The organism is Buttiauxella warmboldiae (genome assembly GCF_003818135.1).
GTDB lineage: Bacteria > Pseudomonadota > Gammaproteobacteria > Enterobacterales > Enterobacteriaceae > Buttiauxella > Buttiauxella warmboldiae.
In genome coordinates, this window is record NZ_RPOH01000087.1 from 25,275 (window position 1) to 50,717 (window position 25,443).

At 51.1% G+C, this 25,443-nt stretch carries 21 protein-coding genes, 2 tRNA genes and 2 pseudogenes; 14 read left to right on the forward strand and 11 right to left on the reverse strand.

Annotation, left to right across the window (positions count from 1 at the left end; translation table 11 throughout):
* The first annotated feature begins 82 nt into the window (after positions 1-82).
* The 5 genes from tcyJ (at position 83) to sdiA (ending at position 4,290) form a co-directional block, all read left to right on the forward strand.
* Positions 83-883, forward strand: coding sequence for a cystine ABC transporter substrate-binding protein (gene tcyJ / locus EHN07_RS18115; protein ID WP_124025427.1), 801 nt, complete (start codon positions 83-85; stop codon positions 881-883).
* A gap of 130 nt (positions 884-1,013) precedes the next feature.
* Positions 1,014-2,000 (forward strand): D-cysteine desulfhydrase, encoded by a 987-nt coding sequence (gene dcyD, locus EHN07_RS18120; RefSeq protein WP_124025428.1) that lies wholly within the window; start codon positions 1,014-1,016, stop codon positions 1,998-2,000.
* 25 nt (positions 2,001-2,025) lie between these two features.
* The gene (tcyL, locus tag EHN07_RS18125) at positions 2,026-2,694 is read left to right on the forward strand and encodes a cystine ABC transporter permease (RefSeq protein WP_124025429.1); all 669 of its coding nucleotides are present in this window, start codon (positions 2,026-2,028) and stop codon (positions 2,692-2,694) included.
* Complete coding sequence (tcyN, locus tag EHN07_RS18130) at positions 2,691-3,443, forward strand: L-cystine ABC transporter ATP-binding protein TcyN (RefSeq protein ID WP_124025430.1); 753 nt, start codon at positions 2,691-2,693, stop codon at positions 3,441-3,443. The genes tcyL and tcyN overlap by 4 nt, the downstream gene beginning before the upstream one ends.
* Before the next feature lie 124 nt (positions 3,444-3,567).
* Entirely contained in the window at positions 3,568-4,290 is a 723-nt protein-coding gene (sdiA, locus tag EHN07_RS18135) for a quorum-sensing transcriptional regulator SdiA (protein WP_124025431.1), read from the forward strand.
* A 73-nt stretch (positions 4,291-4,363) separates the two neighbouring features.
* Here the strand turns inward: sdiA and EHN07_RS18140 are convergent, their stop codons facing one another.
* Positions 4,364-4,588: a DUF2594 family protein gene (locus tag EHN07_RS18140; RefSeq protein ID WP_034458173.1), complete on the reverse strand. Its 225-nt coding sequence runs from the start codon at positions 4,586-4,588 to the stop codon at positions 4,364-4,366.
* Positions 4,589-5,011: 423 nt separating this feature from the next.
* Here EHN07_RS18140 and uvrY point away from each other — a divergent pair, with 423 nt between their 5' ends.
* From uvrY to EHN07_RS18165, 5 genes are all read left to right on the forward strand, one after another.
* The gene (gene uvrY, locus EHN07_RS18145) at positions 5,012-5,671 is read left to right on the forward strand and encodes a UvrY/SirA/GacA family response regulator transcription factor (protein ID WP_124025432.1); all 660 of its coding nucleotides are present in this window, start codon (positions 5,012-5,014) and stop codon (positions 5,669-5,671) included.
* Positions 5,664-7,496: an excinuclease ABC subunit UvrC gene (gene uvrC / locus EHN07_RS18150; protein WP_124025433.1), complete on the forward strand. Its 1,833-nt coding sequence runs from the start codon at positions 5,664-5,666 to the stop codon at positions 7,494-7,496. The genes uvrY and uvrC overlap by 8 nt, the downstream gene beginning before the upstream one ends.
* Positions 7,497-7,553: 57 nt before the next feature.
* Positions 7,554-8,111 carry a CDP-diacylglycerol--glycerol-3-phosphate 3-phosphatidyltransferase gene (pgsA, locus tag EHN07_RS18155; protein WP_124025434.1) on the forward strand — a complete coding sequence of 186 codons (558 nt, stop codon included), beginning with the start codon at positions 7,554-7,556 and terminating at the stop codon, positions 8,109-8,111.
* Positions 8,112-8,556: 445 nt separating this feature from the next.
* Complete coding sequence (locus EHN07_RS18160; RefSeq protein ID WP_124025435.1) at positions 8,557-8,910, forward strand: type II toxin-antitoxin system RelE/ParE family toxin; 354 nt, start codon at positions 8,557-8,559, stop codon at positions 8,908-8,910.
* A 4-nt stretch (positions 8,911-8,914) separates the two neighbouring features.
* Entirely contained in the window at positions 8,915-9,217 is a 303-nt protein-coding gene (locus EHN07_RS18165; protein ID WP_124025436.1) for a helix-turn-helix domain-containing protein, read from the forward strand.
* Positions 9,218-9,496: 279 nt separating this feature from the next.
* Here the strand turns inward: EHN07_RS18165 and EHN07_RS18175 are convergent.
* From EHN07_RS18175 to EHN07_RS18210, 7 genes and pseudogenes are all read right to left on the reverse strand, one after another.
* Positions 9,497-9,572 (reverse strand) — tRNA-Asn (locus tag EHN07_RS18175).
* 133 nt (positions 9,573-9,705) lie between these two features.
* On the reverse strand, positions 9,706-11,484 hold the full coding sequence (locus EHN07_RS18180) for an aminopeptidase P family protein (protein WP_124025437.1): 1,779 nt from the start codon (positions 11,482-11,484) through the stop codon (positions 9,706-9,708).
* A gap of 12 nt (positions 11,485-11,496) precedes the next feature.
* The gene (locus EHN07_RS18185) at positions 11,497-12,957 is read right to left on the reverse strand and encodes an AMP nucleosidase (protein ID WP_124025438.1); all 1,461 of its coding nucleotides are present in this window, start codon (positions 12,955-12,957) and stop codon (positions 11,497-11,499) included.
* 202 nt (positions 12,958-13,159) lie between these two features.
* Positions 13,160-13,393, reverse strand: a pseudogene (locus tag EHN07_RS18190) (transposase); the annotation flags it as partial.
* Positions 13,394-13,620: 227 nt separating this feature from the next.
* Positions 13,621-15,012 carry an aldehyde dehydrogenase family protein gene (locus EHN07_RS18200; RefSeq protein WP_124025439.1) on the reverse strand — a complete coding sequence of 464 codons (1,392 nt, stop codon included), beginning with the start codon at positions 15,010-15,012 and terminating at the stop codon, positions 13,621-13,623.
* A complete protein-coding gene (locus EHN07_RS18205; RefSeq protein ID WP_124025440.1) occupies positions 15,002-16,660 on the reverse strand; it encodes an acetolactate synthase large subunit in 1,659 nt (552 codons plus the stop codon). The genes EHN07_RS18200 and EHN07_RS18205 overlap by 11 nt, the downstream gene beginning before the upstream one ends.
* Positions 16,661-16,914: 254 nt before the next feature.
* Positions 16,915-17,280, reverse strand: a complete 366-nt coding sequence (locus EHN07_RS18210; protein ID WP_208647006.1) for a cupin domain-containing protein — start codon at positions 17,278-17,280, stop codon at positions 16,915-16,917.
* Positions 17,281-18,275: 995 nt separating this feature from the next.
* On the opposite strand from EHN07_RS18210, the gene katG reads away from it, so the two are divergent.
* A complete protein-coding gene (gene katG, locus EHN07_RS18215) occupies positions 18,276-20,465 on the forward strand; it encodes a catalase/peroxidase HPI (protein ID WP_244202432.1) in 2,190 nt (729 codons plus the stop codon).
* Positions 20,466-20,557: 92 nt separating this feature from the next.
* Here katG and EHN07_RS18220 read toward each other — a convergent pair.
* Together EHN07_RS18220 and EHN07_RS18225 are read right to left on the reverse strand one after the other, a co-directional pair.
* Positions 20,558-20,784 (reverse strand): annotated as a pseudogene (locus EHN07_RS18220) (Arm DNA-binding domain-containing protein); the annotation flags it as partial.
* 150 nt (positions 20,785-20,934) lie between these two features.
* Positions 20,935-21,010 (reverse strand) — tRNA-Asn (locus EHN07_RS18225).
* A gap of 471 nt (positions 21,011-21,481) precedes the next feature.
* Here EHN07_RS18225 and EHN07_RS18230 point away from each other — a divergent pair.
* On the forward strand, positions 21,482-22,924 hold the full coding sequence (locus tag EHN07_RS18230; protein WP_124025442.1) for an EmmdR/YeeO family multidrug/toxin efflux MATE transporter: 1,443 nt from the start codon (positions 21,482-21,484) through the stop codon (positions 22,922-22,924).
* A gap of 337 nt (positions 22,925-23,261) precedes the next feature.
* Positions 23,262-24,779, forward strand: coding sequence for an AbgT family transporter (locus EHN07_RS18235; RefSeq protein WP_124025443.1), 1,518 nt, complete (start codon positions 23,262-23,264; stop codon positions 24,777-24,779).
* A gap of 90 nt (positions 24,780-24,869) precedes the next feature.
* On the opposite strand, the gene tnpA is transcribed toward EHN07_RS18235, so the two are convergent.
* On the reverse strand, positions 24,870-25,286 hold the full coding sequence (tnpA, locus tag EHN07_RS18240; RefSeq protein WP_124025444.1) for an IS200/IS605 family transposase: 417 nt from the start codon (positions 25,284-25,286) through the stop codon (positions 24,870-24,872).
* A gap of 23 nt (positions 25,287-25,309) precedes the next feature.
* Between tnpA and EHN07_RS18245 the strand changes: the two genes are divergently transcribed.
* Positions 25,310-25,443: helix-turn-helix domain-containing protein (locus tag EHN07_RS18245; protein ID WP_167467337.1), on the forward strand; the 134-nt coding region annotated here is incomplete at its 3' end.

The window sequence follows — 25,443 nt, forward strand, 5'->3', positions numbered from 1 at the left end:
GGCATAAGTTGTAGCGCAGTGGTTTTGATTGATTATATTAAGCCGTTACAATACAACAAAATTATCAATATTCGGGGTGACTATGAAATTTGCAATGGTGGGGCGTCAGGCGCTGATGGGCGTGCTGGCTGTGGCAATGGTCGCGGGCGCGAGCGTAAAAACTTTTGCGGCAGAAAATTTACTCAATAAAGTCAAAGAGCGCGGCACGCTGCTGGTTGGGCTGGAAGGGACCTATCCCCCGTTTAGCTTCCAGGGGGACGATGGCAAGCTGACCGGCTTTGAAGTGGAATTTGCCGAGCAGCTGGCACAACACATCGGCGTGAAGGCATCCCTGAAGCCGACTAAATGGGATGGCATGCTGGCGTCGCTGGATTCTAAACGCATCGACGTGGCGATCAATCAGGTCACCATCTCCGATGAGCGTAAGAAAAAATATGATTTCTCCACGCCGTACACCGTTTCGGGTATTCAGGCGCTGGTGAAAAAGGGCAATGAGGGCAGCATCACCGGGCCTGAATCGCTGAAAGGGAAAAAAGTGGGTGTCGGCCTTGGGACCAACTACGAAGAGTGGCTGCGCGCCAACGCGCAGGGCGTTGATATCCGCACCTATGATGATGACCCGACGAAATATCAGGATCTGCGCGTAGGCCGTATTGACGCGATTCTGGTTGACCGCCTGGCCGCGCTGGATCTGGTGAAGAAAACCAAAGATACCCTGGCGGTAGCGGGGGATGCGTTCTCTCGTCAGGAAGCGGGTGTCGCGGTGCGTAAAGGCAATGAAGACCTGGTAGCAGCGATCGACAAAGCTATCGCTGAAATGCACAAAGACGGTTCTTTAGCGAAGCTTTCTGCGAAGTGGTTTGGGGCTGACGTAACCAAATAATTCATTCGGGCAGCGTTGGGCGGATTAGCGTAAGCGACATCCGCCTTTTTTATTTGTATTTGCCGGGAAAGGGCCGTGCTGGTACATAATGAAGGAATGTGAAATTTTTATCAGTGTAACGGAGCTGTTCATGTCACTGCACAATCTGACGCGCTTTGCGCGTCTGGAATTTATTGGTGCCCCTACGCCGCTTGACTATCTGCCGCGCTTTTCTGACTACCTCGGCCGCGAAATCTACATTAAACGTGATGACACTACGCCCGTGGCGTTGGGCGGTAATAAGCTGCGCAAGCTTGAGTTCCTCGCTGCTGATGCATTGCGCGAAGGGGCCGACACATTGGTTACTGCCGGCGCGATTCAGTCGAACCATGTGCGCCAGACCGCTGCGGTGGCGGCAAAACTTGGCCTGAAGTGCGTCGCCCTGCTGGAAAATCCGATTGCCACCCGGGCAGAAAACTACCTCAGCAACGGCAATCGTTTAATGCTCGATCTGTTCGATGTGGAAATTGAAATGTGCGCGGCGCTGCATTCACCGGATAACCAACTCGAAGAGGTCGCCGTGCGCCTCGAAGCACAGGGTTTCCGTCCGTATATCATTCCGGTTGGCGGGTCTAATGCGCTGGGCGCGTTGGGTTATGTGGAAAGCGCGCTGGAAATAGCCCAACAGTGTGAAGGTGCGGTGAACGTCTCTTCTGTGGTGGTCGCCTCCGGCAGCGCAGGGACGCATGCAGGGCTTGCGGTTGGGCTGGAACAAGTTATGCCGGATGTTGAGTTGATCGGCGTCACCGTGTCGCGCACCATTGCCGAACAGCTGCCGAAAGTAGAGGCGCTACAGCAGGCCGTTGCGCACTCCCTGAGCGTTAGCGCAAATAATCCGATTCAGCTCTGGGATGACTATTTCGCCCCCGGTTATGGCACGCCTAATGAAGAAGGGCTGGAGGCGATTAAACTGCTGGCACGCCTGGAAGGCATTCTGCTCGATCCGGTCTATACCGGCAAAGCGATGGCGGGATTAATTGACGGCGTGGCCCAAAAGCGCTTTAAAGACACCGGCCCGATAGTCTTTATTCATACCGGTGGGGCGCCAGCGCTGTTTGCTTACCATCCGCACATCTAAGTCATAATAAAAATACAGGGTTACTATGCAAGAGAGTATTCAACTGGTGCTGGACTCAGCGCCGTTTCTGCTCAAAGGGGCCGTCTTTACGCTGCAGCTCAGCATCGGCGGCATGTTCTTTGGGTTGGTTCTCGGTTTTTTGCTGGCGCTGATGCGTTTATCGCCGTTCTGGCCATTTTCATGGCTGTCGCGTTTTTACGTCTCCGTGTTCCGCGGTACGCCGTTAATCGCGCAACTGTTTATGATCTATTACGGCCTGCCGCAGTTCGGCATTGAGCTGGATCCTGTTCCGGCGGCGATGATTGGTTTATCGCTCAATACCGCAGCCTATGCTTCGGAAACGCTGCGCGCGGCGATTTCCTCCATCGAAAAAGGGCAGTGGGAAGCCGCGGCCAGTATTGGTATGACACCCTGGCAAACCCTGCGTCGGGCGATTTTACCGCAGGCGGCTCGCGTGGCATTACCGCCCCTGAGCAACAGTTTTATTAGCCTGGTCAAAGATACTTCCCTTGCGGCAACGATTCAGGTCCCTGAGCTGTTCCGCCAGGCTCAGCTGATTACCTCGCGTACCCTTGAGGTGTTTACCATGTATCTCGCGGCTTCATTGATTTACTGGGTGATGGCAACGGTGCTTTCCTCGTTGCAAAACTACTTTGAAAATCAACTTAATCGCCAGGACAGGGATCCCAAATGAGCGCCATCGACGTAAAACAACTGGTCAAAAAATTCCACGGGCAGACCGTGCTGCACGGCATCGATCTGGAAGTGAAAGCGGGTGAAGTGGTGGCGATTATCGGGCCGAGCGGCTCGGGTAAAACTACGCTCCTGCGTTGCATCAATCTGCTGGAGCAGCCGGAAGCGGGAACCATTAAAGTGGGTGAGATCGCTATTGATGCCGCGCAATCGCTCAGTAAACAGAAAAATCGGGTGCGCGAACTGCGCCAGCACGTCGGTTTCGTGTTCCAGAGCTTCAACCTTTTCCCACATCGCACGGTGATTGAAAATATCATTGAAGGGCCGGTGATAGTCAAAGGAGAGCCGAAGGAGGAAGCCCTGGCGCGCGCGCGTGAACTGCTGGCAAAAGTCGGGTTAAGCGGTAAAGAAACCAGCTATCCACGTCGCCTTTCTGGCGGGCAACAGCAGCGCGTAGCGATTGCACGCGCGCTGGCGATGCGCCCGGAAGTGATTCTGTTTGATGAGCCGACCTCAGCGCTTGACCCTGAGCTGGTGGGGGAGGTGCTGAGCACCATCCGCCAGCTGGCGCAAGAAAAGCGCACCATGGTGATTGTGACCCATGAAATGAGTTTTGCCCGCGACGTTGCCGACCGCGCCATTTTTATGGATCAGGGGCGCATTGTGGAGCAGGGGCCGGCGCGTGAACTCTTTGCTAATCCGAAGCAGCCGCGAACACAGCAATTCCTCGAAAAATTCCTCACCCAGTAGCCAGCAAGCCACGCGGCTCCATGACCGGAGCCGTGATTAAACAGATTAATAATGCTGATAAATGTGATAGCGTTACGTATTACATTTGGTAATGATATACATGTCAGGAGAAACGCCAGACATCATGGATGCTCGCAACTTTTTCCACTGGCGGCAGGATGCGCTGGCTCTCTTTCAGTCCGTCACGCAGGCGGATGAAATAAACAAAATTCTCCAGCGGCAAACGCAGCTGCTGGAGTTTGATTATTACTCGCTTTGCATTCGTCATCCGGTGCCGTTTACCCGGCCAAAAACATTTTTAAGATCGTCATATCCACAAAGCTGGCTCGATCGTTACCATGCGGAAAATTACTTCGCCATTGATCCGGTGCTGCGTCCGGATAATTTTATCCGTGGACATTTACCGTGGAATGACGAGCTTTTTAGCGACACCCAGCTATTCTGGGATGCCGCTCGGGATCACGGTTTAAGGCGCGGGATCAGCCAGTGTGTGATGGCGCCTAACCATGCGTTTGGCTTTTATTCGGTGTCGCGTACTACGGAGAAAGGGAAAATATTACCCGATGATGAGCTGGCATTGCGCCTGCAATATCTGGGGGAATTGAGCCTGATGACATTAATGCGTCTTCACGATCCGTCAATGGATGCGATGCCGTTGAAGCTCAGCAAGCGCGAGCGGGAAATATTGCAGTGGACGGGAGAAGGAAAAACCTCGGCTGAAATAGCGATGATTTTATCGATATCAGAAAATACCGTTAACTTTCACCAGAAAAATATGCAGAAGAAATTCAATGCGCCGAATAAAACGCAAATTGCCTGTTATGCCGCGGCGGTTGGAATAATTTAAAGATAAGCGTACGCCGATAATGCCGGCAACAAAACGGCTGGAGAAAATGCCTCATCCAGCCGTCGTTTAGCCCTTACTGACGGTATGCCTGTTTAATTTGCTTAACCGTATTACCAAACACTTCCGCGTGTGCCGAGTCGTCCATCTGAGCAATTTGCTTTTCCATTTTAATGATAACCTTGCCGGCATCGGCCTGGCCCATGGCTTTCAGCATCTGAGTCAGCATGGCTTTCAGGCAGGTGACTTCAATAGCCAGTTCACTACTGTTGTCTGCGGTGGAAAAATCAGGAGTGCTCATTTGTGTTCCTCGGTCTCGGTGAATACACCGTTGTTTCGCGTAACGGTTTCGTAAGGCGGCGGAGTATAGCACAGTCGTAAACCATTTTATTAGTGCTTACGCTTTGGGTACCGGTCGCCAGGGGTAAGAATGCTGTGGAATTGTTTTTAATATGTTTAATTAAGGTTAAATAAAAGCCTGCCTGCGGCGATTGTTCAGGTTTTCTTATATTAATGGTGTGTCGTTTTTTTTAATGTGAAAAGCATTTTTACTATTTAAAGTATAAATAAATCCGCTAGCTTGCCGAGTTTCCACGGTACAATTAAATCACCAGCAGCCGTGTAACTTCTGAAAGTCTGTTTTTGCATTTTAAAGTTGTCGGAAAACCCGTTAATATGGTGCGGTAATTTTAGCAGCGTAATTCCTTTTCTGGAGAGTTCCCCTTTGATCAACGTACTTCTTGTTGATGACCACGAACTGGTGCGCGCAGGGATACGACGCATTCTTGAAGATATCAAAGGGATCAAGATATCAGGTGAAGCAAATTGCGGTGAGGATGCCGTAAAGTGGTGCCGTAGCCATCCGGTGGATGTGGTGCTGATGGATATGAACATGCCGGGGATTGGCGGTCTTGAAGCGACACGCAAAATCGCACGCTATTCAAGCGATATCAAAGTGATTATGTTGACGATTCACACCGAAAATCCGCTACCTGCAAAAGTCATGCAGGCAGGCGCTGCGGGATATTTAAGTAAAGGCGCGGCCCCACAGGATGTGGTTAACGCTATTCGTTCGGTGAATGCCGGCCAGCGTTATATTGCCTCCGACATTGCCCAGCAGATGGCGTTAAGCCAGATCGAACCGGAAAAAACGGATACCCCGTTTGCCAGTTTGTCTGAGCGTGAATTACAGATTATGCTGATGATCACCAAAGGCCAGAAGGTCAATGAGATCTCAGAGCAGCTTAGTCTTAGCCCAAAAACGGTTAACAGTTATCGTTACCGCATGTTTAGTAAACTGAATATCAGTGGCGATGTTGAGCTGACACACCTGGCCATTCGTCATGGTTTATTTAGTGCGGAGACGTTAATCAGTAGTGAGTGAAACCTTTGACCCACGCGCTTTTCTCAAAACCGTAACCAGCCAGCCTGGCGTCTATCGCATGTATGACGCCAGCGAGACGGTGATTTACGTTGGTAAAGCCAAAGATCTGAAAAAGCGGCTGTCGAGCTACTTCCGCAGCCATCTTGCCAGCCGTAAAACCCAAGCGCTGGTGGCATTAATCCAGCATATTGACGTCACGGTAACCCATACAGAAACCGAAGCGTTGCTGCTGGAGCACAACTACATCAAGCTATACCAGCCGCGCTATAACGTGCTGCTGCGCGATGATAAATCCTATCCTTTCATTTTCCTGAGCGCTGATACCCACCCGCGACTGGCTATGCATCGCGGGGCGAAACACGCGAAAGGGGAGTATTTTGGACCATTCCCTAACGGCTATGCGGTACGCGAAACGCTGGCGTTATTACAAAAAATCTTCCCGATCCGCCAGTGCGAAAACAATGTTTATCGCAACCGCTCGCGTCCTTGCCTGCAATACCAGATTGGGCGCTGCCTGGGGCCGTGTGTCTCCGGTTTAGTGAGCGAAGAAGATTACGCTCAGCAGGTAGAATATGTCCGCTTATTCCTGTCCGGTAAGGACGATCAGGTTCTCAATCAGCTGATTGAGCGCATGGAGCAGGCGAGCAAAAACCTGGCGTTTGAAGAGGCCGGCCGCATTCGTGACCAGATTCAGGCCGTGCGTCGCGTCACTGAAAAGCAGTTTGTTTCCAATACCGGCGACGATCTGGACGTCATTGGCGTGTCGTTTGACTCGGGGATGGCCTGCGTTCACGTTCTGTTTATCCGCCAGGGCAAGGTGCTGGGTAGCCGCAGCTACTTCCCCAAAGTGCCAGGCGGCACGGAGCTTGCGGAAGTGGTGGAAACCTTTGTCGGGCAGTTTTATCTGCAGGGCAGCCAGATGCGTACGCTGCCTTCTGAAATCCTGCTGGATTTCAATCTGCCGGATAAAACCTTGCTGTCAGACTCCCTGACGGAGCTGGCAGGGCGGCGTATCAACGTGCAGACGAAGCCACGCGGCGATCGCGCCCGTTACCTCAAGCTTGCCCGCACCAATGCCGCTACCGCGCTGGTGACGCGGCTGGCGCAGCAGTCGACCATTCACCAACGGCTGGCGGCATTAGCCAGCGTGCTGGCGTTGCCGGAAATTAAAAGAATGGAGTGTTTTGACATCAGCCACACCATGGGTGAGCAGACGGTGGCTTCCTGCGTGGTTTTTGATGCCAGTGGCCCGCTGCGTGCTGAATACCGCCGCTATAACATCGAAGGTATTACTCCGGGTGATGACTATGCCGCGATGAATCAGGTGCTGCGTCGCCGTTACGGCAAAGCCCTTGATGAGGATAAAATTCCTGACGTGATTCTTATCGATGGTGGGAAAGGGCAGCTCGGCCAGGCGAAAACGGTCTTCGCGCAGCTTGATGTCGCATGGGACAAAGATCATCCCTTATTATTAGGCGTGGCAAAAGGTGCCGATCGTAAAGCCGGGCTTGAGACCCTGTTTTTTGAACCGGAAGGGGAAGGCTTTTCGCTGCCGTCAGATTCACCGGCGCTGCATGTTATCCAACATATCCGGGATGAATCCCATGACCACGCGATTTCTGGCCACAGGAAAAAGCGTGCCAAAGTGAAAAATACCAGCGCGCTGGAGACCATTGAGGGCGTTGGACCAAAGCGTCGCCAGATGTTGTTGAAATATATGGGTGGATTGCAACCGTTAAAGGATGCATCGGTAGAAGAAATTGCAAAAGTGCCGGGTATCTCGCAGCTGCTTGCAGAAAAGATCTTCTACTCGTTGAAACATTAAGGCCTCTGTAGCAACATAGAGACAATTTCCACTTACGACAGACAGTTAACCAGCACTATGCAATTTAATATCCCAACATTGCTTACTCTGTTTCGTATCATCCTTATCCCATTCTTTGTGCTGGCTTTTTATCTGCCGTTCAGCTGGGCACCTTTCCTGTGCGCCTTTATCTTCTGGTTTGCCGCTATTACCGACTGGTTTGATGGTTTTCTGGCGCGTCGCTGGAATCAGAGCACCCGTTTTGGTGCCTTCCTCGATCCGGTAGCGGATAAAGTGATGGTGGTAGTGGCGCTGGTGCTGGTGGTTGAACATTACCATTCATGGTGGGTGACGCTGCCTGCGGCCACCATGATTGCTCGCGAAATCATTATCTCGGCGTTGCGCGAATGGATGGCGGAAATTGGCAAGCGCAGCAGCGTCGCGGTCTCCTGGATCGGTAAGTCCAAAACCATGGCGCAGATGCTGGCGCTGATCGGTATGCTCTGGCGGCCGAATCTGTGGGTCGAGTATGCGGGGATAGGCCTGTTCTTTATCGCGGCGGTACTCACTTTCTGGTCTATGTTCCAGTACTTAAAAGCGGCCAGCAAAGATTTGCTCGATAGCTCCGGCGCTTAATCCTGCGTGAAAAAACCTTCTTAAATAAGTAATGGTTACCGATTTTAACGGTAACTGTTACTCATTATTTGGCGCCGCTGACTGGGATCGCCTTTGCCATTAACTGGCTGCTCTGCAGCCTTGCTGGGAAAGATGGCGTAACGCGGCGGAAAGGTCGGTTCGAACAATCGCTGATGCTTTGGTCCTTACGGCTAAAATCAGCCGATCTTTCTCCGGCGACAGAGGGCGGTTCCACTCCAGAGAACCATCAGCATCCCGACAGGTTAGCTAGTGTCGGACGAACTGTTCATGTTCCCTTTAATACCACCATGGATTTCACCGTACTCGCTAATCACTGCGAAGCCTTTGCAGCAACGTCGCATGAATCCCTCATTCCATCGTTTCATAATCATCTTTATAGCTTTACATCTATATAGTATTTAACCTATATCTCTCTGGAGATCCCGTGTGGGCGATTAAAACAACGGATACGTTTGATCGCTGGTTTTCCTCGCTCAATGATACCGAGCGGGCCAGCGTGCTTGCAGCGCTGTTGGTCCTGCGGGAAAAGGGGCCGCGTTTGTCCAGACCTTATGCCGATACGCTCAGAGGCTCCCGCTTTAGCAACATGAAAGAGTTGCGCATTCAGAGCCGGGGCAATCCGATACGGGCATTTTTCGCTTTTGATCCAACCCGTACCGGCATTGTACTTTGTGCTGGAAATAAAATCGGCAATGAAAAACGTTTTTACGATGAGATGCTCCCGGTTGCAGATCGGGAATTCACGAACTGGCTGAACACAATAAAAGAGAAGGAGTAACGCGATGGGCAGAACTCTGGAACAGCTTATTGCGGATGAAAAACCTGAAGTTGTGGCCGAAGCTCAGGCGATGGCGACGGACATCCTGCTCAACATTCACCTTGCCGAACTGCGCGAGAAAGTACAGAAAACGCAGGTCGAAATGGCGCAAGCGCTGGGCATCAGGCAACCTACCGTTGCAGGAATGGAAAAACCAGGGCGCGACCTGAAGCTTTCCACACTGAAACGTTACGTTGAAGCGACCGGCGGCAAGCTACGCCTTGATATTGAACTGCCGGATGGTTCTCACTACGGATTTTTACTGTAAAAGATACAGACCCTGAGAATCAGTCAGTTTAAAGGGTTTATCAGAAGGCTTGATACTGCCGATTTTCGCGTCGGACAGGGACATATGGTGGCCACTTCATTATCGGGCTGACATGGCCCCAAATCAGACCACCAATTTCGCCGCATGCTCAGGGAAAAACAGATACCCATCGGTAAATATTTTTATGCTAACTTATTAAAACCTAACTGAACAGGGACTTATAAGCAGGCCCGAAAAGCAAAAAGCCCGCTTAGTTTCCTAAGCGGGCTTTTCTAAATTTGGCTCCTCTGACTGGACTCGAACCAGTGACATACGGATTAACAGTCCGCCGTTCTACCGACTGAACTACAGAGGAATCGTGTGAACGGGGCGCATAGTAACGAGCGGCCGCAGGGTTGTCAAAGGCTGTTTTGAGGAAATGCGTCTGTTTGCTGGTTTAATCAGCAAACAGACGCAGGGAGCCGGCAAAACACGGCTCTTAAGCGTCATTACGCGCGCTGCGTTCTGACCGGTGCGGTGGCTTCAATCAGCCATGGGCGCGCTTCGCTTGCAACGTGTGGCGATAGCGTCTCGCGTACCCTCTGGTGATATTCATCAAGCCAGGCTATCTCTTGCTCGCTAAGCAAGGACAGCTCTACGGCACTCAGGTCGATGGGGATCAGCGTCAGCGAGGCGAACTGACAGAAGCCCGGCTGAGAGGCGACCACTTCAACCTGGTTTTCAATGCGGATGCCGTGGCTTCCCGCCAGGTAATAACCCGGTTCGATGGTCAGAATGTTGCCCGGCTGCATTGGCCATGGATTAACCTTCTTTGCCATCCGGTGAGGATTTTCATGAATCAGCAGACAATGGCCAACGCCGTGACCGGTGCCGTGATCGTAATCCAGCCCCAGCTCCCACAACGGGCGCCGGGCAAAAGCATCCAGCTGGTGGCCTTGCGTACCTTGTGGAAATTGCAGTGAAATCAGCGACAGGAAGCCTTTTAACACGGCGGTATAGTGCAGGCGGCGCTGGGCGTCGACTTGCCCAAAATTCAGCGTGCGCGTGGCATCGGTGGTGCCATTGGAATACTGGCCGCCGGAGTCATTAAGGTAAAATTCGTTGCTGGTGATGGCGACGTTGGTTTCCGGGGTGCTGTGGTAGTGGCACATGGCTGCATTAGCCGCTGCGGCAGAGATGGTACCGAAGCTCTGTTCCCGGAAGTTGTCACACGCTTTGCGCAATGCGAGCTGCTTTTCCTGCGCTTCCAGTTCGCTAAGCGGGTTGCCTGCCGCTTCACGCAGCGGGACTTCGTGGCTAAGCCATGCGAGGAAATTCACCCATGCCGCCCCGTCCTGGACGTGACAGGCGCGATAGCCTTCCAGCTCAGCGTCGTTTTTGTTGGCTTTCATCAGCGTGATAGGGTCAGCCTGCCACTTAATCGCACCGCCACCTTGCTCCACGGCAAAACGAACCGCGACCGGCGCGTTATCCTCATCAAGCAAGAATCTCTTGCCGGCGGCGAGTTGCTGGCAGCGCGCAATAAAAGCCTCCGGGCGTTGGATGCTGACAGACTCCAGCAGTGAACTGTCGAGCTGGCGCAGTTTCTCTTCATCAACAAACCATTCCACACCGCCCTCGGCGCTGACCAGCGCAAAAGAGAGCGGCACCGGGCTCATCGGGATATCTGAACCACGGACATTTAACAGCCAGGCGATGTTGTCTGGCAAAGTCACGGCCAGATAATCGGCACCTGCGTGGTCCAGTGCTTTTGCCACACGGCTGCATTTAGAGGCTGTTGATTCGCCGCTAACCGCAATGGGCATTGGGCGGATCGCGCCGCGCGGCGCTGCCGGGCGCGTAGTCCAGATCTCATTGAGAGGATCGTCGTTAACGGCAACCAGATCGCAGCCGCTGGTACGCAGACTTTCATACTGGCTATTGACCATCAGCATCGGTTCAAAGGCTATGCGCCTGCCGGAAGGCAGGTTGTCGCGTAGCCAGAGATGTACCGGTTCATCGTGTAAATGGTGAATGTCAAACTCATCCAGCTTGACCTGCTGGCGCGCCTGAACCTGGTAGCGGCCATCAACAAACAGCAATGCGCGGTCGGCCAGAATTAAAGCCAGCCCCGCCGAGCCATCAAAACCGCTGATAAATGCCAGCTTGTCGTCAAAGGGGGCCGAGTATTCGCTTTGATGAGCATCGGCGCGTGGAATAAGCATGCCATCCAGTTCGCGCTCTTTAAGCAGGCTGCGTAGCGCAGCCAGAGGTGATTGAGGTTGCATTCTTCTCTTCTCTTAGCGGAAAGGCGGTTCATTAAAGGTGCGTAACTTGCGCGAATGCAGACGTTCGCCTTCGGCACGCAGCAGGTCAATGGCGCAAATGCCAATTTGCAAATGCTCGGAAATCGCCCCTTCATAAAAACGGTTGGCCTGGCCGGGGAGCTTTATCTCACCGTGCAGCGGCTTATCGGAAACACACAGCAAGGTACCGTACGGCACGCGGAAGCGATAACCCTGGGCGGCGATAGTGGCGCTTTCCATATCGATAGCCACCGCGCGGCTGAGGTTGAAACGCAGGGCCGAGGCTGAATAGCGCAATTCCCAGTTGCGATCGTCGGTAGTGACTACCGTACCGGTGCGTAAACGCTGTTTAACTTCTTCACCCGGCATCCCGCTCACCAGCTTGGTGGCGTCGTACAGGGCGCGCTGGACTTCGGCAATACTTGGAATTGGGATATCCGGTGGCAGCACCGCATCCAGCACGTGGTCATCGCGCAGATAAGCGTGCGCCAGCACATAATCGCCAATCGACTGGCTTTCACGCAGGCCGCCACAGTGGCCAATCATCAGCCATGCTGCCGGGCGTAATACGGCCAGGTGGTCACAGATAGTTTTCGCATTCGACGGACCCACCCCAATGTTAATCAGCGTGATGCCGGTGCCGTTGGCGTCAATCAGGTGCCAGGCCGGCATCTGATGCTTCTTCCAGGCGAGATCGGAGATGGCTTCTTCCGGGGCCTGGCTATCGGCAGTCAGCCACACGCCTCCTGCACAGGAAAGAGCAACGTACGGGCTTTCCGGGTCGAGGATCTGCTGGCAGCCCCAGCGTACAAACTCATCGACATAGCGGGTGTAGTTGGTAAATAAGACGAATGACTGGAAATGTTCAACCGGCGTACCGGTGTAATGACGCAGGCGGGCCAGCGAGAAATCGACGCGGCGCGCATCGAAATGGGAAAGCGGGTAAAACTCGGTGGGATGGAACAGGCCGTCAGCCGTTTCATCTCCAATTTGCGCCAGTTCGGTCGTCGGGAAATAGCGCGGCAAACCGGTGCTCATGGAGCGGTCAAGCGATAAACTGGAGCCATCAATTACATAAGGGTAGGGGATTTCATGCTGCGATAAACCGACCTCAATCCGGGCGCCATAATCTTCATAAAGCAGCGTTAATTGTTCGGCGAGATAATGGCGAAATAGCGTGGGGCGGGTAATGGTGGTGGTGTAGCTGCCGGAATGGGTGAAGCGGGCATAGGCACGAGTTTTATTGGGGTGACGAACGGTGCCATCCCAGCTGACGCGCAGCTCCGGGTAAACAAACAATCCTGCGGCACGCTGCTGTAATTCGGGGAGTGAACCCTTCTCTACATACTGGCCAATGGCGTCACGCAGCGCATTGACCGCGGCATCGTACAGCTCCTCTAGTTTATCGAGGGCCTGGTTTGGGGTAAGGGCGCTGGCGACTGTCTGATGCGTCATCTTCTCTCCTTAATCCTGCTTTTCAATAAGCAGGTTTCGATAGTATGTCATCGACGGGATCGAACGGAAGTGGCAAGCGGGGCCATAAAAGCAATAATTGTTATGGACGCCTGGAACGGCAGGCTAATAGATGCTGCAAAACAAAAAGCCCGCTTAAGTTTCCTAAGCAGGCTTTTCTAAATTTGGCTCCTCTGACTGGGATCGCCAGCTGGCGTTTGAGACGGGCATTTTCAGCAGCGAGTTCATTTTCACGCTCAGAGGATGAGAGCTGTTGCTGCTGTTTACTGCGCCAGTTATAAAGCTGCGATTCATACAGGCTGAGCTCGCGGGTTGCAGCGGCAACACCAATGCGCTCAGCCAGTTTAAGGGCTTCCTGACGGAATTTAGGCGAGTGCTGCTTGCGGATGTTTTTGATGGTTGATGCTGATTTTGTCATGTGAGTCACCTCTGGTTGAGAGTTTACTCACTTAGTCGCGTGTCCACTATTCGCGGGTAAGATCAGTTCACTATTCCCAATCAATTATCTGTGGCAAAAGACTGGCAGGAATTCGATGCAAGCGTCCGCATGAAGCTTTCACCCTCTCTCCGAGGGTGCTCAGGTTACCTGACGACGCCTTAATGTGATAGAACCACGGCTCCTGCCCGTCGCAAAGATATTGCTGATCAACTCACGCCGTTAAACACTACCATCTTGTTATTGGCCATATCTTCCATCGTCCATGGAATACCTCCGACACCATATCCGGACTGCCTACGACCAGCAAAGGGCATCCAGTCGGTTCGGAAAGCGGTATGGTCGTTCACGAGGACAGCAGCTGCATCAAGGTGTTGTGCCGCCTTGAGGGCAATCGCGATATCCGAGGTAAAGACGCTTGCCTGGAACGCATATGGCAGCGAATTAGCTATTCGGATCGCCTCGTCAACATCGCCATAGCCATAGACGCAGGTGAGGGGGCCAAAGACCTCCAGTCGCGATACCTTAGCATCAACAGGTGGCTCAAGCAGTACGGAGGGCATTAGGGTCGTCTCTGACAGCCGTCCTCCACCGAATTGTTTAGCACCTGCATCGGTAGCTTCCCTGATCCAGCTTGAAACACGATCAGCTTCTCGAGGCAAGATAAGCGGCCCGACCTCAGTTTCTTTCAATGTGGGGTCACCGACACGAAGGTTTGCTACCGTGGCAGCGAGCGCGTCGGTGAAGTTGGATAGAATGTCATTATGAACGTACAGGCGCTGCACGGAAACGCAGACCTGACCCGCATGATAATACCCGCCTTTGACGATCGTCCCGACGATGGCGTCGATATTGGCGCTACGGTCGATAATGACGGGAGCCGCGCCGCCGTGTTCCAGCGCACATCTCGTGCCTGGGGGCAGCTTGCTCTTCAGATACCAGCCAACCTTTGCCGAGCCGATGAAGCTCATGAAGGCGATACGATGATCCGTGGCAAGTCTCTCGGCAAGCGCGCTGTCTTCTGTGATGAAAGTCTGGCACCAGCGTTTGTCCAGCCCAGCTTCCCAGAATAGTTTGACGATCTCGATACAAGAGATCGGAGTGGTTGTTGCCGGCTTGATGATGACTGGACAGCCCACGGCTACCGCAGGCGCAATCTGATGAATGATGAGATTCAGAGGATGGTTGAATGCCGATATCGCCGCCACGACACCGATCGGCTCCTTGGTTGTGAATGCCCATCGGTTCATGCTGGCGGCAGTAAGGCCCATCGGGATTTCACTGCCGCCAAAATGTCGTAACTTGTCGGCTGCATTAATAAGACCATCAATGCCCCGAGTAACCTCGTTGATTGCATCAGTGAGCGGCTTTCCACCCTCGCGTGCAATCATGACAGCGAACCGATCTCGGTTTTCCGACAGAAGCTCTGACACCCTTCTGAGGATCGCCATCCTGCTATGCGCCGGCAACCAGCCATCACGATCTGCGAAAGCCCTTGCGGCAATGTTGAGCTTACACTCAAGAGCGTTCGCATCGTCCGTCGAGATTTCTGCGATGACCTCATGGTCGAATGCCTGATAAACCTTTAGATTATGCGCCATCTCCATCCTCCAGAATAGTAGGGAGCCGCTCACGTAACTCCTTCACAAGTACTCGTTCATTTTCAGAGTAATCGACGGGAACGTTCACCAGACAGACGCCTCCAGCAGAAAAAGCATCCTCAAGAGATTGCTTAAATTGGGCGATATCGTTGACTCTTATACCCTTTGCACCATAGGACTGTGCATATTTGACGAAATCCGGATTACCAAACGTCATCCCAAAATCCGGGAATTTTTCTACCGCCTGCTTCCAGCGGATCATGCCGTAGGCATTGTCCTCGATGACGAGAATGACAAGATTAAGTTTTAACCTGACGGCCGTTTCGAGTTCCTGCGAGTTCATCATAAAACCACCGTCGCCGCAGATCGCCATGACACGCCGCTTGGGGTAAAGCATCGAGGCGACAATGGCCGATGGGAGCCCAGCCCCCATTGTCGCAAGAGCATTGTCGAGCAGCAGTGTGTTTGCAACGCGCGTGCGGTAGTTCCGCGCAAACCAAATCTTGTACATGCCATTGTCAAGCGCGAGGATACCGTCCTGTGGCATGACCTCCCGGATGTCGTGGACCAGTCGCTGGGGCGTAAATCGATCCTCTTCCTCACGAACGGTGACACGCTCAAGGATTCGCGCTCTCAGATGAAGAAGGGCCTGAGCGTTTGGTAGCTTGCCTTCAAGGCGATCTGCCAGCGCCTTCAGTGAGGGGCCGATGTCGCCGATGACCTCCGATTGCGGGAAGTAGACTTGCTCGACGGTCGCAGGCTGATAGCCGATATGAACGACATTTGGACCACTCTTACCCATAATAAAAGGCGGTTTTTCGATCGTATCATGGCCGATGGTGATGATGAGGTCAGCCTGCTCGATTGCCTCGTGGACATAGTCCTTTTCCGATAGCGCGGCAGTACCCATGTACAGATCTGTTCCGCCGGAAACCGTTCCCTTCCCCATTTGGGTCGTAAAAAATGGAATGCCAGTACGAACGACAAAATGCGAAATGTCTGACGTTGAGCGGGGACGCGAGGCTGCTGCTCCGAACATGAGCAGCGGGCGCTGTGCAGCGGTGATCAGTGAAGCTGCGTGATCGAGTGCCGCATCACTTGCTATTGGCAGCTCCAGCTTATTCGGAGTAACCAAGCCGATCGGCTCGCATTCCTCGGCTGCGATGTCCTCTGGAAGCTCAAGATGAACCGGGCCGGGCCTTTCTTCCTGTGCGATCCGGAATGCCTCCCTGACCATTGTCGGGATTATCTGCGGCGAGACGATTTGCCGGGTAAGTTTAGTCAGCGGTTTCATCGATGCCACGACATCGACCACCTGAAATCTGGCCTGTCGGGACGAAAGTATTCCTTTCTGCCCGGTAATCATTACCATTGGAATACCACCGAGAAGCGCGTATGCCGCACCCGTCGAAAGATTCAAGGCACCCGGTCCAAGTGTTGTAAGGCAGACGCCCGGCTTGCCGGTTAACCGACCGTACGTCGCAGCCATGAATGCGGCTGCCTGCTCGTGTCGAGTCAAAACTAACTGGATCGAGGATTTGCGGAGCGACTCCATTACGTCGAGATTTTCTTCACCGGGGATGCCGAATATTTGGTCGACACCTTCATTTTCTAGTGCAGCGACGAGGAGATCAGAACCTTTGGTCATAATGGATACCTATATTGGTTTATACCCGTCATTCTTCAAGTTGCCTCTTTGCTGGCTACACTCACGCGCCCGACAAATCTGCTTTCAGTAGATTTGAATGACGCTAGCAGTGGTCCCGACGGGGAAGGCGCATTTATGGGCCGAATAATCACTTACTTCAATAACCTCATCGGGTTTTATTCTTTTACCGCCGCGATGCAACTTGATTTAGTATGGGTATAAAATAATGAACTAGATGGGATAGCAATATTCCTCTATCTGACAGAGTGAAATTCAACTGTGACGAAAACAAGTGGTGACTGGCCCTGATTAATAAGAGAGTGAATGAATTTTTTTTTGGAAGTTAAATCTGGAAAGTATTTAGTGTCTCCTTTCTTATATTCTACTTCGATCACGCTACCATCGTCGTAAAGTGCGCGTGCGTATCCATCAGTTAATACGGTCCAAAAGTAGGGCTTGTCATGGAGATGTGGCGGGAGTTCTTCCCCTGGCTCCAGGTGAATTTGCCATATGGTAAATTCATTGTTTTCTAGTAGCTTATGTGTGCCTATATTTTTATTGGTACACTTTGTAAGTGCTGAAATATTTTCATGGTTATCACTAATTTTTTTAACTAACATAAAAACCTCCAGTTTTATTGAATAATATCAACGAGCGTCGCTTTCAATATCCTGAGTAAATCTAAAGTAATTGCTCGCACCACTCGCGCGTTTTTTGGCTAATTTAATGTTCAATCGACGTTATTCCCCCTGTAGATATCTTCATAAATAGGGTGCTGACAACCGAGATACATGTGTACAGATCATTATGAGTCATTCTGGGCTACATATTCACTTTTGATAATTGCAGTAAAACAGAATTAATTATTTTATTTTTATGAACAAAACCCTGAGAACCAACTTATTTTTTATCCAGCCCATTGATAAAGAACTCACTGAATACGCTGACCTCCAACGGTTGAAAATGTCGTTGTGGGTGGACAAACTGGGGCCGACATGTTTTTTATCGTTGCGGCTAAAACCGACAAGGCTAAAAATAACGATCAGCCGCCGCTGTTACACATCCGCTCTACTTCCTACCAGGCTTTACTGGCAATCCCTGCACCGGTCAGTCCACCCGCCATCACTACGTCCAGCAGAAAGGTCATATTTTTAAACTTGCCCATTCTTCCATTTTCCTGAAAATAGAATCAGTTACTGCTGCAATTATCAAAGTAAACTCAGAGCGTAAAGTTAAACAATCATGAGTCATGGATAATAAAACATGCCGCCGCACTCTCTTTTTGAGACTGCCCAGTTTGGCAATCTTGAGCTGAAAAATAGAATTCCAGCATCTATCCGAGAGTGTGCACAGGCATTGCATAAGCCAGATTTCAGCGAACACACAGGGCATTAATTCGACGGGAATAATGTTGACGACGCAACGCTTTTTGGATCAGAGATATAGCAGACAACATCATAAAAAAAGTATGTTACCTGACGGTACCTTAATGCAACAGAATCTTTATTTTCTTGATTATTGACAATAACGAGTGGGCTAATATATGAAAAATAAACTGAAATTGACTGTTTTAATACTGACATCAAACTTATTTGCCGGTGTCCTGCCTACGGCAATGGCGAATGGTATAGAAAAGAGCAATCAATTCTATTGGCCAAACCAATTAGATTTAGATTCTCTTCGCTTTAATAACAGCGAATCCAATCCTTATGGCGCCGATTATCAAGCAGAATACCGTAAAAAATTTCTTACTCTGAATCTGGCGGAGGTTCGCAAAGATATTCTTAATGTCATGACCACTTCGCAAGATTGGTGGCCTGCCGATTACGGAAATTATGGCCCCTTCTTTATTCGCCTGGCCTGGCATAATGCCGGGACGTATCGTCTACTGGATGGCCGTGGCGGAGAAGAAGGTGCCCAACAACGCTTCGCCGAACTCAATAGTTGGGCAGATAATGCCAGCTTAGATAAAGCACGTCGCTTACTTTGGCCTGTGAAGCAAAAATACGGAGAGAAACTATCATGGGGAGATCTGATCGTTCTATCTGGTGATGTAGCTTTGAACTCAATGGGTTTTAAAACCCTCGGTTTTGTCGGAGGAAGACCTGATGACTGGCAATCTGAGCGGGTTTATTGGGGGCCTGGGACTAAATTTTTCCCGGACAAAGAAGCGATACAGGGCCATTTTGAGGGTAATGGTCAGGCTCAGTTAGAAAAACCTTTAGCATCCAGTAATAAAGGCCTTATTTATGTCAATCCAGAAGGCCCCGCTGGCGTTCCAGATCCGGCCCTTGCCGCAAAAATGATTCGCCTTACTTTTGGACGCATGGCGATGAACGATGAAGAAACCGTAGCTTTAATCGCGGGTGGTCATACCTTTGGTAAAGCACATGGTGCAGCGCCAGCTTCTTGTGTCGAAGCAGCTCCTGAAGCTGCCCCGGTCGAACAGCAAGATTTGGGGTGGAAAAATAAGTGTGTAACAGGCAAGTTAAAAGCGACAGATGCTATTACCAGTGGCCTGGAAGGGGCGTGGTCTTCTGATCCTATTCACTTCACCAATAACTACATTAAAAATTTACTTAAGTACGACTGGGTACAAACCAAAAGTCCTGCAGGAGCCACTCAGTGGGTCCCTAAAGACGCTAAAAACGTGGTTCCGGATGCTTCGGAGCCAGATAATTTAGAAAAAATGCACCCGTTAATGATGTTCACTACGGATATCGCCCTCAAAACAGACCCCGTTTATAGAGCAATTATCGAACGTTGGGCACAAAATCCCAAAGAATTTGCTGACGTTTTTGCACGTGCATGGTTCAAACTGGTCGTTCGTGATATGGGGCCAAAATCTCGATACTTGGGTTCAGAAGTCCCTGAACAAGACTTCCTCTGGCAAGATCCATTGCCAAAAGCGCATTATGCGAAAATTAATCAGCAGGATATCAATAAGCTGAAAAAGGCAATTACAGCAACGAGTCTAAGTAATCGAGAACTTGTCAAAACAGCTTGGGCGGCGGCGGCGTCCCATCGCACCACCGATCATCGTGGCGGAGTAAATGGTGCACGCATTGCCCTGGAGCCTCAACGTGATTGGGCCGTTAATGATCCACCAGAGCTAAAAAGAGTCCTTGATAAGTTAACGACCGTACGCGATCACTTTAACCAAGCTTCTCACGGCGAGCGTAAAGTGTCTCTTGCTGATGTGATTGTGCTGGCTGGTAATGTCGGTTTAGAACAGTCAGCACAAGAAGCTAAAGTTACTATTCATGTCCCATTCGAACCGGGTCGGGTGGATGCAACCCAGGAACAAACGGATGTGAAATCTTTTGCTGTGCTTGAACCTACAGCCGATGCGTTCCGTAACTATTACCATAATGAACCGGATGCGTTATCACCTATCGATGCGTTGGTAGATAAGGCCAGTACGCTTGATCTGACCATTCCAGAAATGACGGTTTTACTAGGCGGCTTACGCTCCCTTGATATTAACCAAGGTCATTCTGAAAATGGTGTGCTGACCGATAATCCCGGTGTCCTTAGCAACGACTTCTTCGTAAATGTTTTAAGCATGGACACACGTTGGGAGAAAAATACCAGTAAAGTGGGAGTTTACGACGGTTTCGATAAAAAAAGCGGTCAAAAACGCTGGACGGCAACCAATGTAGACTTAATCTTTGGTGCAAGCTCAGAGCTTCGAGCTACGACCGAAGCCTACGCTTCTGCTGATGCAAAGCAAAAATTCTACAAGGATTTTATAAAAGCATGGACGAAAGTCATGAACCTCGACCGTTTTTATCTGCAACATTAATGATGGGATCGAATGATCGGCTAGATTGTATTGCTTCCAGATATTGGGCCTTATATCCAGTATCTGGAGGTTTGAACTGGATTGATATTCTAAGTCAGTAGCTTGCGAATACCTTCCCGTTGTTGCCTTGCTTCGGTAAGGGATAACTGAGGGTAGGGGCCTAAACCAATACGGGATTCTTTGCCATCAAAGCGATATTTGAGGTACCAGAGACGGGAGCGCAGGGAGTGATAAGCAGATACAGCCCATGAGAATCGGTCAACTTAAAGGGTTTATCAGAGGGTTTGGTACTGCGAATTTTAGCGTCGGTAAGAGACATTTGGTGGTCACTCCATAATCGAACTGAAATGACCCCAGATCAGACCACCAAACTTTCCCAATGCAGAGGGAAAACTAAAAACGCATCGGGAAGCTTTTTCACGCTAACCCGTTGAATCAAGATTCGCAAGGATGCATGAAAATAACAAAATGGCTCCTCTGACTGGACTCGAACCAGTGACATACGGATTAACAGTCCGCCGTTCTACCGACTGAACTACAGAGGAATCGTGTGAACGGGGCGCATAGTAGCGATTAGCTCATGCCATGTCAAAGGGGATGCGAAAAAAAATTTTGTTTGCTCTTTTAATGTTCAACCTGTTGAGTATTAAAGCAAATCGTTGTATCCCGTCGCCCTGAAGGTTGTTGCAGTGAAAGTTATTTTTATAAGTAATGTTAACCCTTCGTGATCTAAAACCATTACTGATGCAAAACGGCAAACATCGCCACTTATTGAGCGCGCTGATTACAGAAGAAAAAAGTGTAGTTTTTTCTTCTGCCTGGCGAATAGCTGAATATCAATAAATTGATTTTGCAGGTTTTTTATTGGTGGCATAGATTCATCTGGTAAAAAATCTCAGCCCGGCCATTCGTCTGCCATTGCCGCTTTTCCAGGCAAACGGTTGAAAAATCCTTTGCAGGATAAGCGTTTGTAAATCATTATTTGAAATGTGGTTTCACTTCCCCCAGGGTCAATCTTGAATTTACATGCTGCACTACGCCAGCGCGTGGCAAAAACACGCTGGTATGCCAAACGAAAAAGCTATCGAGTGCTGTTCTGGCGCGAGATTACACCCCTTGCGGTGCCTATTTTCCTCGAAAATACCTGCGTTCTGCTGATGGGGGTCTTGAGTACCTTCCTGGTGAGCTGGCTGGGAAAAGAGGCGATGGCGGGGGTCGGCCTTGCTGACAGCTTTAACATGGTCATTATGGCATTTTTTGCTGCCGTCGATCTCGGTACCACAGTGGTGGTGGCGTTCAGTTTAGGCAAGCGTGATCCAAAGCGTGCTCGTGATGCCGCGCGCCAGTCGCTGATATTAATGACTATCATCGCCATTGGCCTTGCGGCGGGCATCCACCTTGCGGGCGAACATGTGGTAGATGTTATTGCCGGAGCGGCAACGCCGGAAGTGAAAGCGCTGGCGCTTTCCTACCTGCAAACCACGGTGTGGAGCTACCCGGCGGCGGCCATCGCGCTTATCAGCAGCGGCGCATTGCGCGGGGCAGGAAACACCAAAATTCCGTTACTGATTAATGGCGGAATGAATATTCTCAATATTATTATCAGCAGCATCCTGATTTACGGCGCGCTGGGGTGGAACGGTCTGGGCTTCTTCGGGGCCGGTCTGGGGCTGACAATCTCGCGCTACATCGGCGCGCTCGCTTTTATTTATGTGTTAGTGGCGGGGATTGCCCCTTCGTTGCGCATCTCGCTAAAAAGCTATTTCAGGCCGCTCAAAGTAGGCATTTTGTGGGAAGTGCTGGGAATTGGTATTCCGGCCAGCATTGAATCGGTGCTGTTTAACGCAGGTAAGCTGCTGACGCAGATGTTTGTTGCCGGGATGGGAACAAACGTCATTGCCGGTAACTTTATTGCCTTCTCGATTGCGGCATTGATTAACCTGCCGGGCAACGCGCTGGGGTCGGCTTCTACGATTATTGTCGGTAAGCGCTTAGGTAAGGGGCAGATCGGTCAGGCCGAACGGCAGCTGCGCCATGTGTTCTGGCTCGCCACGCTTGGGCTGACAATTATCGCCTGGGGTTCGGCGCCCTTCGCAGGCCTGATGGCTTCGTTCTACACCCATGAAGATGATGTAAAAGAAGTCGTTAAGATCCTAATCTGGCTGAATGCGGCATTTATGCCAATCTGGGCGGCCTCGTGGGTGCTGCCTGCCGGGCTGAAAGGCGCGCGGGATGCCCGCTTTGCGATGTGGGTTTCGATGGCAAGCATGTGGGGCTGCCGCGTGGTCGCGGGTTACACTCTTGGGGTGATACTGGGTATGGGAGTGGTTGGCGTCTGGCTGGGGATGTTCTTCGACTGGACGGTGCGCGGCGTGCTGTTCTACTGGCGAATGGTCAGCGGCCGCTGGCTTAAAAAATATCCGCGCCCTGAAAAACAGCCCGTTTTACCGCCGGAATAGTCCTCTTAAGTCGGATTAGCGCAAGCGAATCCGACATTCCCACCACATTCTGTACGCCAGCATACGGCGACCACCTGATACACAGGCTGGCGTTTTGGGAAGTTTTAGGCGTTTTTTATTCTAATTTGTAGCCGGTTCATTACCGCATTGTATGGCTTTTCGCCAATTTCTTGATATCTATCACTCTACAATGTCGCGTTTTTACTAGTAACGTAAAGTTAGTAGCTGTTAATTATTCTAAAATGTTATTAATTGCGCCGAGCAATGACTTTTATGAATGTAACAGGAAGACGAGGTAGTAATGAGCACAACGACAAGGAACACGGAAGGTCGTCTAATGACAGGGTTTCTCAACGCCGTTGAGAAAGCAGGAAATAAATTACCCGAACCCGCGTTAATCTTTTTCTATTTTTTACTGGTAGTGATGGCGATGTCGGCGGTGCTTTCCACCGTTGATTTTGACGTCGTCAACCCGGTGACGAATGAAGCCGTTAAAATCAACAACCTGCTTTCAGCGCAGGCCTTAACCGTCACGATTTCCTCCATGGTCACCACCTTCACCGGTTTTGCCCCGCTGGGTATTGTGCTGGTGGCAATGCTGGGCGTGGGCGTGGCGGAAAGCTCAGGCTTTATTAATACCGGCCTGAAAAAAATGCTGCGTGTGACGCCGAAGAAGCTGCTGACGCCGATGATTATTTTCGTCGCCATGTTCAGCCACGTGGCGGCAGATGCGGGCTACGTGCTGGTGATCCCACTGGGTGCCATTATCTTTATGTCCGCCGGACGCCACCCGTTGGCAGGTATTGCGGCGGCATTTGCCGGTGTCTCTGGCGGCTTTGCGGCCAATATGGTGCCAACCGGTAATGATGCGTTACTGCAAGGTTTCACCCAGACTGCCGCGCAGCTTCTGGATAACACTTACACCGTTAACACCTTATGTAACCTGTTCTTCGGTATCGGCTCGACCATCATGATTACCCTGGTGGGCTGGTGGGTCACCGAACGTATTGTTGAACCGCGCGTTTCTAAACTGGAAATTGACGGTGATTTTCAGCATAACGAAGATATGAGCAGCTACAGCCCTCAGGAAAGCCGCGGCTTTAAAGCCGCAGGTCTGGTGATGATTCTGGGGCTGGCAGGTCTGGCCGCACTGGCATGGCCGGAAACTTCACTGCTGCGCAGCCCAACGGATGGCTCGCTCACCAGCTACGGCGCACCGATTATGAAATCTATCGTGCCGTTGATTTTCCTGATCTTCATCATTCCTGGCATCGTCTACGGTTTTGTTGCCGGGACCTTTACCAGCGGTAAAGATGTGATCAATGCGATGAATGAATCCATGAGTAAAATGGGTTCGTACATGGTGATGGCATTCTTCTGCGCGATGTTTATCAAAGCGTTTGGCGATTCCAATATTGGTACGCTGATTGCGCTGGCGGGTGCGGATGTGCTGAAAACCATGGCGCTGCCGGGTGAAGCCACCATCATTGGTATGATTCTGCTGACGGCGGTAGTGAACATTCTGATTGGTTCTGCTTCTGCGAAATGGGCGTTGCTGTCGCCAATCATGGTACCAATGTTGATGGCGGTGGGCATTTCCCCGGAGCTGACCCAGGCGGCGTTCCGTATCGGTGACTCAACCACCAACATTATTACTCCGCTGATGGTCTTCTTCCCTCTGGTGGTGGTCTATTGCCAGCGCTATGTGAAATCCACCGGTGTGGGTACCCTGGTATCCATGATGATGCCTTACTCGGTGATCTTCTTTATCTGCTGGAGCATCTTCCTGCTGGTGTGGTGGGCGCTGGGGCTGCCGCTGGGCGTTAACGCACCGTACACCTATCCAATTTCATAACCGTTTTATTGTGTCGGCCGCTGGTGTGGCCGACGCTTACCCAGTGTGCCTTATATCCCCGTCCTTCAGGGCGAAGGCACGGTTTTCTACCTAACCTGGTGTTTGCTGTTGCTCAATGTATTGCCGGATGATGGATATTGGCGCACCGCCGCAACTACTGGCAAAGTAGCCCGGAGTCCACAGAACGCCTTTGTAGTAATACCGTGTGGTAATGTCTGGGCGATCACGACGAAGCAATCGACTGGACACCCCTTTAAGACTGTTAACCAAACTGGATACCGCTAATTCTGGTGGGTAGTTAACCAACAAATGAATGTGATCACCTTCTCCATCCATCTCAACCAGTTCAACATCAAAATCAGCGCATACACTGGCAAAGTAACTGCGTAACTTCTCGATAGCATCCTGATCAAATACTCGGCGTCGATACTTGGCAACAAATACCAGGTGAACATGCATCAGGAATGTGCAATGTCTTCCTCGACGAATATCAATTTCTTTTGTCATAGGCCAAAAATATCATCTTCCATATGAAACGATTACAAGCCTTTAAATTCCAGCTAAGACCTAATGGCCAGCAAGAGCGCGATATGCGGCGCTTCGCTGGGGCTTGTCGCTTTGTTTTTAATCGCTCACTTGCGTTTCAGAATGAAAATCATGAGGC

Bases quoted from the DNA above. Each gene is read 5' to 3' on its own strand.
- sdiA (WP_124025431.1), top strand. From the start codon at position 3,568: ATGGATGCTCGCAACTTTTTCCACTGGCGGCAGGATGCGCTGGCTCTC.
- tnpA (WP_124025444.1), bottom strand. From the start codon at position 25,286: ATGACAAAAGAAATTGATATTCGTCGAGGAAGACATTGCACATTCCTG.
- EHN07_RS18140 (WP_034458173.1), bottom strand. From the start codon at position 4,588: ATGAGCACTCCTGATTTTTCCACCGCAGACAACAGTAGTGAACTGGCT.
- EHN07_RS18235 (WP_124025443.1), top strand. From the start codon at position 23,262: ATGACAGGGTTTCTCAACGCCGTTGAGAAAGCAGGAAATAAATTACCC.
- dcyD (WP_124025428.1), top strand. From the start codon at position 1,014: ATGTCACTGCACAATCTGACGCGCTTTGCGCGTCTGGAATTTATTGGT.
- tcyL (WP_124025429.1), top strand. From the start codon at position 2,026: ATGCAAGAGAGTATTCAACTGGTGCTGGACTCAGCGCCGTTTCTGCTC.
- EHN07_RS18210 (WP_208647006.1), bottom strand. From the start codon at position 17,280: ATGTTAGTTAAAAAAATTAGTGATAACCATGAAAATATTTCAGCACTT.
- katG (WP_244202432.1), top strand. From the start codon at position 18,276: ATGGCGAATGGTATAGAAAAGAGCAATCAATTCTATTGGCCAAACCAA.
- EHN07_RS18200 (WP_124025439.1), bottom strand. From the start codon at position 15,012: ATGGCGCATAATCTAAAGGTTTATCAGGCATTCGACCATGAGGTCATC.
- tcyJ (WP_124025427.1), top strand. From the start codon at position 83: ATGAAATTTGCAATGGTGGGGCGTCAGGCGCTGATGGGCGTGCTGGCT.
- EHN07_RS18185 (WP_124025438.1), bottom strand. From the start codon at position 12,957: ATGACGCATCAGACAGTCGCCAGCGCCCTTACCCCAAACCAGGCCCTC.
- pgsA (WP_124025434.1), top strand. From the start codon at position 7,554: ATGCAATTTAATATCCCAACATTGCTTACTCTGTTTCGTATCATCCTT.
- tcyN (WP_124025430.1), top strand. From the start codon at position 2,691: ATGAGCGCCATCGACGTAAAACAACTGGTCAAAAAATTCCACGGGCAG.
- EHN07_RS18180 (WP_124025437.1), bottom strand. From the start codon at position 11,484: ATGCAACCTCAATCACCTCTGGCTGCGCTACGCAGCCTGCTTAAAGAG.
- EHN07_RS18205 (WP_124025440.1), bottom strand. From the start codon at position 16,660: ATGACCAAAGGTTCTGATCTCCTCGTCGCTGCACTAGAAAATGAAGGT.
- EHN07_RS18165 (WP_124025436.1), top strand. From the start codon at position 8,915: ATGGGCAGAACTCTGGAACAGCTTATTGCGGATGAAAAACCTGAAGTT.